The following is an 8,484-nucleotide window of genomic DNA, read 5'->3' as shown; positions in this document are numbered from 1 at the left end:
TTTCGGCGGTGGTCGAACTCATCCCGCCCCGAACCCTCCCGCGCACGAGCAGCGGCAAACTATCCCGCACGAAAGCGCGAAATCTCTATCTGAGCGGTGAAATCCAGCCTTACGACATCGCGGCGTAGCGGCGACCGTTCGCTCGCGCAGGGGCAGGGGGACTCGAACCCACGACCCTCGGTTTTGGAGACCGATGCTCTACCAACTGAGCTATACCCCTTTGGGCGCGGCCCGCCCGGTAGCTTGCGCGCCTGTCGCACGCAAGAGTTTCGTCCCGCTTGAACCCCCGCCCGCAACCCGCTACACGACCCCTCGATGAGGTCTAGCGGGTCGCCCGCGGACCTCTTTTTTCTATCCCTCGACGATGGACGGACAAGCTAGTGGCCAAAGTCTCCCCCGGCGAATTCATGCGGCAGGTCCGCAGCGAAGGCAGCAAGGTCGTCTGGCCGAGCCGGCGCGAGACGCTGACCACCGGCATCATGGTCGTCATCCTGACCTCGGTCCTGGCGATCTTCTTCTTCGGTGTCGACGCCGCGTTCAGCGCGGTCGTAAAATCACTCCTCGGCCTCCTCGCGAAATAAGGCGAAGCAAACCCATCATGTCCCGCTGGTACATCATCCACGCTTACTCGGGCTTCGAGAACAAGGTGCGCGAGTCGATCGTCGCCGAAGCCGGCCGCCTCGGCCTGACCCAGGCGGTCGAGGCTATCGAGGTTCCGACCGAAAAAGTGACCGAGGTCCGCCGCGGCAAGAAGGTTACCAGCGACCGCAAATTCTTCCCCGGCTATGTGCTGGCCAAGCTGACGATGACCGACCAGGTCTATCACCTCGTCAAGAACACCCCGAAGGTTACCGGCTTTCTCGGCCCCAATGGCAAGCCGCAAGCGATCACCGAGGCCGAGGCCGCGCGCATCCTCAACACCAAGGAAGAGGCCGCCGCTGCCGCGCCCAAGGCGCGGATCAAGGTCGATTACGAAATCGGCGACGCGGTCAAAGTGCTCGACGGTCCCTTCGCCAGCTTCAACGGCGTGGTCGAGGAGCTCGACTTCGACCGCAGCCGGGTCAAGGTCAGCGTCTCCATCTTCGGTCGCGCAACGCCGGTCGAACTGGAGTTCGAGCAGGTCGAACGCGTCAAGTAACCGCGCGGCGTCGTTGCGCGCCGGGAGTGCATCATGGGTCAAGCCAAAGCCGTTCTCGCCAAGGTCGTCGGTGACGTCGCGCCGGGCCTGTTCTACTATCTGGCGGACAAGGCCAAGCGCCACGACCTGACCGTCCAGACCACCCGCGACGCAATCAGCGTGATCGACAAGAAGACCCTGCGCATCGTCCGCGTCGCGCGCGAGAACAACATCTACCTGCTCGATATTATCAACGACTTCGAATATTATTTCTCGTCGGTTGAGCCTGTCCAGATGCGCAGCGATGGCAAGACCTATTCGCTGGTCGATTTCTCGACGCCGCGGCTGCACAACGTCCACGGCTTCGACGAATTCCCGGTCATGTTCTCGAGCCTCGCCGAGCCGTTCCAGACCTGTCAGCAATATCTCGACTTCGCCCAGCTCAGCTTCGGCGAAACGGTCATCGACCTCGGTGCCTACTCCGCGCTGACCAGTATCGCCTTCGCCAATGCCGTCGGCCCGACCGGTCGCGTCGTGGCGTTCGAGCCCGATCCGCTCAACCGCCAGGCAGCGACCATCAACCTCGCCGCGCGCAAGCGCCGCACCGGACTCGACAACATCACCCTCGACAGCTCGGCGGTCTCGGGCACCGCCGGCACACTGACGTTCAGCGCCGAGGGAGCGATGGGCTCGTCCTTCACCACCTTCGTCGGCAACCACCGCCGGGAAACGGTTCAGGTCCAGGCGATCACGCTCGACGATGTCGTAAAGAGATTCGGCCTAACCCGAGTCGATTTCATCAAGATGGACATCGAGGGCGCCGAACGCGATGTGATCACGAAATCGGGCGGATTCATTGCCAGGTACCGCCCGCGCTTCATCATCGAACCGCACATGGTCGATGGTCATCTGACCTCGGTCGAGATGACCGCCTTTCTCAATGAGCTCGGCTACACCTGCGCGATCATCGACCAGCTCGGCACGACGCTTCCTCTAATGACGGCATCGCCCAACAACTAGATCGAGGGGAAGCACTCATCGCCTCCCTCACTTCACCTGTTGCAGCAACTTCAGATTGAACGGCTCGGTGAACTTGACGCCAGAGTGAAGCCCCTTGGTCCACACCACCGTCCCGTCGACCGTGCTTCCGGCGGCGAAGTCCAACTTGATCTGGGCACCCACGGGCAGTTCCTCGCGGCATTCGACCAGGGCGCCGCCGGTTGAAATATTGCGCAGGCGCGCGCTGCGCACGCGATCGGCGAAGTGCAGCAGCGCACCGCGGATTAGCCGAATACGCGTTTCGCGCGCCTTCTTGAATCCATCCGGCCGCACCGCGCTCTCGCTCGCGGCGAGTTTCGACGCCTCGCTGGCCGGCATCGGCTTGCCGAAGATATAGCCCTGAATGTGCGAACAGCCGAGCTTCCTGATGAGGATTAGCTCGTCCTGAGTCTCGACCCCTTCGGCCGTCGTCTGCATGTCGAGATCCGTCGCCAGGCCGACCATAGCCCTGATCAGCGCGGCGTTGCGGCTTTCCGGTGCCGATGCCCCGCGGACGAACGACTGGTCGATCTTGATCTTGTCGAACGGGACGCGCAGCAAATAGCTCAGGCTCGAATAGCCGGTCCCGAAGTCATCCAGCGCGAGCTTCACCCCGATCGCCTTGAGTCGCCCGATCATGTCGTGGACATGCTCGTCGTTGTTGAGTAGGACGCCCTCGGTAATCTCCAGCTCCAGCCGTTTCGCGGCGAGGCCCGAATCGCTCAACACCATTTGCACCAGCGACGGCAGCGCATGCGCCTTGAACTGCACCGGCGAGAGGTTGACCGCGATCATGATATGCTCGGGCCATCTGGCCGCTTCGGCGCAGGCGGTCCTGAGCACCCACTCGCCGATTTCGTTGATGAGCCCGATCTCCTCGGCCAGCGGAATGAACTCGGTCGGACTGATCGGCCCATGCTCGGGATGGTCCCACCGAATGAGTGCCTCGAACCCTGTCACCGCCTCGGTCGATGTGTTGACCACCGGCTGATACACGACGCGAAGCTGGTCGTTTTCCAGGGCAACGCGAAGGTCCGATTCCATCAGTTGCCGCTCGCGCGCCACCTCGTGCATGTCGGGCGAGAAGAAACGGTAGGTCCCTTTGCCGGCCGCCTTGGCCGCATAAAGCGCCAGATCGGCATCGCGCATTAGGTCGTCCGACGTGCGATCGTCATAGTCGGATGTGACGATACCGATCGACGCGCCGATCGACACGTTCGTGCCGTTGATCGGATACGGCCGCGACAGGCTGTCGATGATCGCCTGCGCCAGTTCCGACAGCTCGGCCCTGGACGACAGTCCGGGCAGGACCACTTCGAACTCGTCACCGCCCAGCCGTCCGGCTTGGCCCAGGTTCCCGACCTTGTCGCTCAAGCGCAGCGCCACCAACCGCAGCAGCATGTCACCCGCTGGATGGCCGAGCGTGTCGTTGACCGCCTTGAACCGGTCGAGATCCAGGAGGAAGACCGAGCAGAGCCGCTTGCGCCGCACGGCACTCACCATCGCGTCGTCGAGCGCGTGGCGAAGAACTTCGCGGTTGGGCAGGCCGGTCAGCGAATCCTGTCGCGCCAGCCGGTCGAGTTCGACCTCCGACTGGCGCATCTTGGTAAGATCGGCGGCGAATCCGCGATAACCGTGGAAGCGCCCGATCTCGTCATGGATCGGCCGACCGGAGATCGACCACCAGGTTTCATTCTTGGTTTTCGCCCGGACGATGAGGTCCTGAAACGCGACGTGCGAGGACAGGTAGAAACCGAGCGTCCGCTCCGACGGTGCTGCCGCGCCCTGCGATTCAGAGGAGATGAGGTCGACGAAGGGTCGCTCCAGCAAATCGGCGACTTCCCGCCCCACCGTGTCCGCGACGCCTTCGCTGATGTACGCTAGGGCGCCGTCGCGCGTCGTTTCCCAGAACCAGCCTTTCCCGCTGGCCTCATATTCGCGGATCAGGCCATCGGCCCGGGACGGCTGCGGACGCGCCTCGTCTGGGCCAGAACTGACCCCAGGTCGCAAAATCCGTCCGATGCTTCCCACCAATGGCCTCCCGTCAGGTTCCGGCCTAGACGAGCGGCGTTACCATATCGTTAGGCAGTCGAGAGAGAATCCTCGAGAATTAGGGTGATCGACAAGACGGACTGCCGCTGGTCGACGGTCGCCGGATCGGCTTGCGGTTCGTCCTTTGTCAGCGCAGCATACCGCGCTGCCAGATCGAGGTGAATCTTCGCAATGTAGCTTTCACCGGCTTTCGCCGCCAACTCTTCGTGAGCCTGCTGCCGCGAACGATAATAGTCTCTAAGTTCGATTGCGTTCATTGCCGCCCCGTTTTCGACAGCGTCCAACCACACGATCCGAGATACGCCCTTTCGGACGCAAATGATATGGCGCGAGCCGGATGAGATTCAAGGCTGGACTGACGCTCTCGATCAAGAAAAACGCTTACCTAGATAGGCTTACCTTGCAATCGGTGCGACGGGCGGTGCAGCGGTCGCGGTTACCCGCCAGATCGTATTACCGACATCGTCCGCGACCAGCAGCGCGCCGGTCCGGTCGATCGCCACGCCGACCGGGCGGCCGAACGTATTCTTGTTGTCCTTGGTCAGGAAGCCGCTGACGATATCCTCGGGCTTGCCGCTCGGCCGGCCGCCGACGAACGGCACGAACACCACTTTGTACCCCGACGGTGAAACGCGGTTCCAGCTGCCATGCTCGCCGATGAACGCCCCGCCGCGATACTTAGCCGGCAGTGTCGTGCTGGTATTGAACGCCAGACCGAGCGCAGCGACGTGGCTGCCCAGCGCATAATCCGGCTTGATCGCCTTCGCGACCAGGTCGGGCCGCCGGTCCATCGGCGCGATGCGCGGATCTTCGTGGCTCCCCCAATAGCTGTAGGGCCAGCCGTAAAAGCCGCCGTCCTGCACGCGCGTCAGATAATCGGGAACGAGGTGCGAGCCGAGTTCGTCGCGCTCGTTGACCACGACATAGAGGTCGCTGGTGCCGGGGTAGAACGCCGGGCTGTTGGGATTGCGCAGGCCGGTCGCGAACAGTCGGCTGCGACCGGTGGCGCGGTCGATCTCGAGCACGGCCGCGCGGTTTTTCTCCGCTTCAAATCCATTTTCGACGATGTTCGAATTGCTGCCGACCGTTGCGTAGAGGCGCTGGCCGTCGGGCGACAGCACCAGGCTCTTGGTCCAGTGATGATTGATCGGCCCGCCGGGCAGCGGGGTCAGCAACGTGCCCGGTGAGGGGATCGTCGTCGTGCCGAGCGGCATCGGATAGACCATCACGCCGTCGGAGTTGGCGACATAAAGCTGCCCATCGATCCACGCGACACCGAACGGCGACTTCAGATTGTCGACTAGGGTCGAGACCAGCTCGGGAATGCCGTCACCGTTGGCGTCGCGGATCAGGGTGATGCGATTCTTCGGCTTGGGCCCCTCGGGACTACTGCTGGCACCTTTGCGGATGATCTTGAAGGCGAATTGCTTGGGCTTGAGCACCGGCTCGGTGCCCGGCCCGTCGCCCTGCACCGCCAGCACGTCACCGTTAGGCAACGCGTAAACGAAGCGCGGGTGGGCAAGTCCGGTCGCCAATGCCTTGATCGTCAGCCCGGGCGCAACCGTCGGCCCCTCGTTCGCCTTCCACCCGATACCGGGCGAAATGCCCATCGGCGGGAAGAGAAAATTACGCGGCGCAGGCAACGCCGGATCGGGCCCGACCTGCGACGCGTCGTCAAACTTGTCGTCGCTGCACGCGGCGAGGCTGGCGACCAGCGCGGCGGCTAGGAGCAGACGCGCTTTCACGACCTCGCCGCCGTCACGCGCGCGCTCGGTCGATCCATCAAACCGCCGACGAACCCGCCAACGTAGAGCAGGAACACGGTCAGCAAAGACAGTAAGATGCCCTGGGGAACCACCGCCACCCAGCCGTCGCGGCTATGGACGAAGGCGTTGACCAGCCCGAGCAGGAGCGCGACGATCGTCAGCCCGAAATGCCAGCCGAATCCGCGTCGCCCGCGTGCGCCGCCAGTCGCCCAGTCGACCAGCCCGGCCAGCACGGCCAGCCCGCCGGTGACCAGCGCCGCGACGATCAGCCAGGTTGAAAAATATTGCCACTGCAGGACGCCGCTCTGCATATACGCATAGTCGGTGACTAGCGCGAGGCTGAAGAAGGAGGTCGGAAAACCACCGAGGAAGCGGTGCAGCCCGCTGGCAATGCCCGGAGTGGCAACGCGACTGTCCGCACGGCTATCGACCCCGCTGCGCCGTTCCTCGACAAACTCTGCCATGCGCACGCTCCCGTTGACGAGCGCAATAAATGGCACTCGAAACTGTTCCGCCGTCCGCCCGGTCATGGACGCAGCGTCTCGTCCAGGGCCGGCGAACTTTAGGCGCGGGCCAGTCGTGCCCGGCGATTGCGCCGCAGCGACATGCCAGCGACGCCGAACCCCACCAGCATCATCCCCCACGTCGCGGGCTCGGGTACCGCGCCATTGGCCGAGATGGTGGCGTTATTGGGCGCGAAGTCCGAAATCTGGTTGTTATTGCCCAGCGCGACGCGCGGCCATAGGTTGAAGCCATAGTTGCCCGGCGCGAAGCCGGTGGTCGGAAGCAGCGCGAGCGGCACGCGCACGGTGAAGATGTTCCCGGTTATGGCGATCGTCGACGGGTCGAGTGCCGTAGCGCCGATCGAGCCGGTGCCGTCCTTTCGGATAACGATCGCCTGGTTGAAGATCACGTTGGGCGCGCCGACCGACGCGAACGGCGCAATTACGCCCGTGCCGGTATTGACCCCGATGACGTAGAACCCAGCCGTAGCAGGATTAATATCGCCAGCGAGCGTTGCCCCGAGCGAGAAGATCGACGTCGCGCTGTTGTAGCCGACCGAGAAGTTGGTCACGTCGAGGTCAGGATTGGCGGGGCCGATGAAGCCGGGGATGAAATCGCCGGCCGGATCGGTTACGGTCGTCGCCTGTGCGGCGGGCGTAAGGGCGATCAGCGGAACGACGAGCAGAGCGAGAAGGGATCGTTTCATGATTAGACTCCGTTGGCGGTGCCACGTGAGGAGGTCGCAAAACCGTAACTAGCGCTGGTGAGACTAGTTCCGTCGCTCGTCCCATTACTACGTCTCTCCATCGTAACCTTCGTCGACCACTTTCCGCACCATGAAAATCTAGCTCGAAGCGCAGCCCTCCGCTCCCTTGCGCCCGACCGCGCGCTCGCGCATGGGCGGCTCGGTAAGGAATGCGGGTTGGATCGGCAGGCATACAGCATCGAGCAGAACCCCGACGTCCGTTACCTCGGGCGGCTGCTCGGTGACGTCATTCGCGGCTTCGATGGCGAGCCCCTGTTCCGCCGCATCGAATATATCCGCGCCACCTCGGTCGATCGCCATCGCGGGGTCGTGCCGGGCGAGGCGGTCGATCCCGGGCTCGACGCACTGAGCCTCGACGAGACGCTCGCTTTCGTGCGCGGCTTCATGCTTTTCTCGATGCTTGCCAACCTCGCCGAGGATCGCCAGGCGGCGGCGGCGGAAGAGGGCGCGACGCTGGCAGAAGCGTGCGAGCGACTGGCGAGCAAGGGCATCGACGAAGCCGCCGTCGCCGCCCTTCTCGACCGCGCGCTGATCGCCCCGGTGCTTACCGCCCACCCGACGGAAGTGCGGCGTAAGAGCATGCTCGACCACCGCAACCGCATCGCCGACCTCATGCAGCTGCGCGACTCCGGCGCGACAGTCACGCCCGACGGCGACCTCGTCGAGCAAGCGATCCTCCGCCAGATCGCGCTCCTCTGGGAAACCCGCCCGCTGCGCCGCGAGAAGCTCTACGTCGCCGACGAGGTCGAGACCGCCGTGTCCTACATGCGCGACATTTTCCTTCCCGTCCTGCCGGCGCTCTACGCCCGCTGGGACCGCATTCTCGGCCAACGCCCGCCCAGCTTCCTGCGCCTCGGCAGCTGGATCGGCGGCGACCGTGACGGCAATCCGTTCGTTGACGCGGCCTCGCTCCGCCTCGCGCTGGCCCGCAGCAGCGCGGCGGTGCTGGGTCATTATCTCGACACCGTCCACGCGCTCGGCGCCGAACTGTCGATCTCGAGCGAACTGGCGGTCGTCACGCCCGAGCTGCTTGCGCTGGCCGACGCCTCGGGCGACACCGGCGGCACCCGCCAGGACGAGCCCTATCGCCGCGCGCTGAGCGGCATCTACGCCCGCCTCGCCGCAACCTATGTCGATCTGATCGGCAGTGCCCCACCGCGCCCCTCACGCCTCCCGGCCGACCCTTATACTGACACCGCCGCCTTCCGCGCCGACCTCGTCACCCTGATCGACGCGATCGA

9 protein-coding genes and 1 tRNA gene are annotated in these 8,484 nt (G+C 64.2%); 4 read left to right on the top strand and 6 right to left on the bottom strand.

Features of this window, described 5'->3' with window-relative positions; genetic code table 11:
- Nucleotides 1-147 precede the first annotated feature (147 nt).
- A tRNA-Trp gene (locus RMN84_RS04895) sits at nucleotides 148-220 on the bottom strand.
- A 160-nt stretch (nucleotides 221-380) separates the two neighbouring features.
- Between RMN84_RS04895 and secE the strand changes: the two genes are divergently transcribed.
- Genes secE through RMN84_RS04880 form a run of 3 tightly spaced genes read left to right on the top strand, consistent with a single transcriptional unit; the run spans nucleotide 381 to nucleotide 2,137 of the window.
- A complete protein-coding gene (secE, locus tag RMN84_RS04890) occupies nucleotides 381-581 on the top strand; it encodes a preprotein translocase subunit SecE (protein WP_309611078.1) in 201 nt (66 codons plus the stop codon).
- A gap of 17 nt (nucleotides 582-598) precedes the next feature.
- Nucleotides 599-1,138, top strand: a complete 540-nt coding sequence (nusG, locus tag RMN84_RS04885; RefSeq protein ID WP_309611077.1) for a transcription termination/antitermination protein NusG — start codon at nucleotides 599-601, stop codon at nucleotides 1,136-1,138.
- Nucleotides 1,139-1,171: 33 nt separating this feature from the next.
- Nucleotides 1,172-2,137, top strand: coding sequence for an FkbM family methyltransferase (locus RMN84_RS04880; RefSeq protein ID WP_309611076.1), 966 nt, complete (start codon nucleotides 1,172-1,174; stop codon nucleotides 2,135-2,137).
- A gap of 27 nt (nucleotides 2,138-2,164) precedes the next feature.
- On the opposite strand, the gene RMN84_RS04875 is transcribed toward RMN84_RS04880, so the two are convergent.
- The 5 genes from RMN84_RS04875 to RMN84_RS04855 form a co-directional block, all read right to left on the bottom strand.
- Nucleotides 2,165-4,186, bottom strand: a complete 2,022-nt coding sequence (locus RMN84_RS04875; protein WP_309611075.1) for an EAL domain-containing protein — start codon at nucleotides 4,184-4,186, stop codon at nucleotides 2,165-2,167.
- A 50-nt stretch (nucleotides 4,187-4,236) separates the two neighbouring features.
- Complete coding sequence (locus tag RMN84_RS04870; RefSeq protein ID WP_309611074.1) at nucleotides 4,237-4,464, bottom strand: hypothetical protein; 228 nt, start codon at nucleotides 4,462-4,464, stop codon at nucleotides 4,237-4,239.
- Between the two features lie 138 nt (nucleotides 4,465-4,602).
- The gene (locus RMN84_RS04865; RefSeq protein WP_309611073.1) at nucleotides 4,603-5,952 is read right to left on the bottom strand and encodes a sorbosone dehydrogenase family protein; all 1,350 of its coding nucleotides are present in this window, start codon (nucleotides 5,950-5,952) and stop codon (nucleotides 4,603-4,605) included.
- A complete protein-coding gene (locus RMN84_RS04860) occupies nucleotides 5,949-6,437 on the bottom strand; it encodes a DUF2231 domain-containing protein (protein ID WP_309611072.1) in 489 nt (162 codons plus the stop codon). Before RMN84_RS04860 ends, RMN84_RS04865 begins: the two co-directional genes overlap by 4 nt.
- A 98-nt stretch (nucleotides 6,438-6,535) precedes the next feature.
- Nucleotides 6,536-7,183 carry a PEPxxWA-CTERM sorting domain-containing protein gene (locus tag RMN84_RS04855; RefSeq protein WP_309611071.1) on the bottom strand — a complete coding sequence of 216 codons (648 nt, stop codon included), beginning with the start codon at nucleotides 7,181-7,183 and terminating at the stop codon, nucleotides 6,536-6,538.
- Between the two features lie 216 nt (nucleotides 7,184-7,399).
- On the opposite strand from RMN84_RS04855, the gene RMN84_RS04850 reads away from it, so the two are divergent.
- On the top strand, nucleotides 7,400-8,484 hold a 1,085-nt coding region (locus RMN84_RS04850; protein WP_309611070.1), incomplete at its 3' end, for a phosphoenolpyruvate carboxylase.

Source organism: Sphingomonas sp., from assembly GCF_031380695.1.
In the GTDB taxonomy this organism is placed as follows: domain Bacteria; phylum Pseudomonadota; class Alphaproteobacteria; order Sphingomonadales; family Sphingomonadaceae; genus Sphingomicrobium.
The sequence above is the reverse complement of the archived record's forward strand: the minus strand, read 5'-3'. Positions and strand labels throughout refer to the sequence as shown.

Bases quoted from the DNA above. Each gene is read 5' to 3' on its own strand.
- nusG (WP_309611077.1), top strand. From the start codon at position 599: ATGTCCCGCTGGTACATCATCCACGCTTACTCGGGCTTCGAGAACAAG.
- RMN84_RS04880 (WP_309611076.1), top strand. From the start codon at position 1,172: ATGGGTCAAGCCAAAGCCGTTCTCGCCAAGGTCGTCGGTGACGTCGCG.
- RMN84_RS04870 (WP_309611074.1), bottom strand. From the start codon at position 4,464: ATGAACGCAATCGAACTTAGAGACTATTATCGTTCGCGGCAGCAGGCT.
- RMN84_RS04860 (WP_309611072.1), bottom strand. From the start codon at position 6,437: ATGGCAGAGTTTGTCGAGGAACGGCGCAGCGGGGTCGATAGCCGTGCG.
- RMN84_RS04855 (WP_309611071.1), bottom strand. From the start codon at position 7,183: ATGAAACGATCCCTTCTCGCTCTGCTCGTCGTTCCGCTGATCGCCCTT.